Annotated in this window: 2 protein-coding genes; both read right to left on the reverse strand. The window is 52.1% G+C overall.

The features are described from left to right. Positions 1-195: 195 nt before the first annotated feature. Complete coding sequence (locus Poly21_RS26835; RefSeq protein WP_146410139.1) at positions 196-813, reverse strand: HD domain-containing protein; 618 nt, start codon at positions 811-813, stop codon at positions 196-198. Between the two features lie 90 nt (positions 814-903). Further along, positions 904-1,344 (reverse strand): DNA alkylation repair protein, encoded by a 441-nt coding sequence (locus Poly21_RS26840; RefSeq protein ID WP_302120801.1) that lies wholly within the window; start codon positions 1,342-1,344, stop codon positions 904-906. Positions 1,345-1,475 lie beyond the last annotated feature (131 nt).

Here is a 1,475-nt window from a genome sequence, read left to right on the forward strand (position 1 = left end):
AGCTTGATAGCGACTGAATCGCTCAGCCCAAACCTGACGACGAGACGGCAACATGTTGACCTCCTGGGTTCAAGAAAAACCGCCAACCTACCGACGCCCATTTTCATCCTCCCGCCGAACGCTTACGATCAAACAACAACTTGTCGAGTGCCGCGGCGTCTTAATGAAAAACTTCAAGATGCGAAGAGTTATTGCCTAACTGCATTCGCGAAGAAACTGATCCAAGAACGACCGCTTAAACGCCTCGCGATCTTTCGCCATTCGCCGACCGGCGTCCGTATTCATCAGCGACTTCAGCTTGAATAGCTTTTCGTGAAAGTGCCCAACGTCTGTTTTCGTATCGCCATAGGAGGAGTAGAACGGCTGCCCAAACGCTGCCCCGTACTCAATCGTCCGCACAATCCCGATCGCTCCCAGAGCGTCCAGCCGATCGGCATCCTGAACGACTTGACCTTCAAGCGACAGAGGCTCGGCTGATTCCGTTTTGCGAAAGGAAATGTTGTCGACGATGTGTGCAACATGTGCGATCAATTCGTCACTCGCACCCAGACTGCCGAGAATCTCCCGAGCGAACTCGGCACTCCGTTCAACGCCATCATGAAGCTTGGCATCGCCAACGTCATGCAGCAACGCGGCTAACTCGATGATCTCCAAGTCACCACCGGCCTCAGCCTGAATCGCCCGAGCCGACGCCAGCACTCGAAGGACGTGATCCATGCCGTGACCTGCCGCCTGCCCGCCCATACGGTCACGCACGATCGCTTCGGTCTTGCCAACAATACTTTTCAGAGAAATACCACAATTCTCAGCCATGGATACGCGCGGATCAAACACAGATTTTCTGCAATCATTCTTCATCCGTGAAGATCCGTGCCAAATAGTCCACTTTCCCCGTTTTTACTTTCAAACTTCAAACTTCTCCCATCTCATTTCCAAAAATTTCGTTTGGTCTTCACTCGACAATTTTTCGATCGAATACCGCAGCATTGTTCGCGGCATCACTTTTGCGTGTTTCTTCAAGAACTTTTCCAATCGGGGCTGATCGCGTTTGCCCATTTCGCGAAGCATCCATCCGATCGCCTTGTTCATCAAGTCATGCCCGTCACCCATCAGACGCTCGGCGTGTTCGATGATCTCCACAAACTCATCATGCTTGATTAGCGAGAACGTAGCCAAAACCGCCACACGCCGCTCCCACAGCACATTGCTGCCAGCCAGACGATCTAGCACATGGCGCTCATCGGAATTCTCCACCATCCAAGCCCCGAGAATTTTCGGGGCAGTCGTGTCGACGATATCCCAGTTGTTCACCGCATCGAGATTAGCCAAATAGAACGCTACGATCTCGGTAACTGTTCACGGTTTTAAAACTGATATTCGCGGATTCGGCGATGTCGGTTAGAATTCTACGCCATGAGCACTGGGAACGGATGTCCGGAATGTGAACGCTGGGAGCAACGCTTCAATGAGTTGGA

The sequence above is a fragment of the Allorhodopirellula heiligendammensis genome (assembly GCF_007860105.1).
Classification (GTDB): Bacteria; Planctomycetota; Planctomycetia; order Pirellulales; family Pirellulaceae; genus Rhodopirellula; species Rhodopirellula heiligendammensis.

Bases quoted from the DNA above. Each gene is read 5' to 3' on its own strand.
- Poly21_RS26835 (WP_146410139.1), bottom strand. From the start codon at position 813: ATGGCTGAGAATTGTGGTATTTCTCTGAAAAGTATTGTTGGCAAGACC.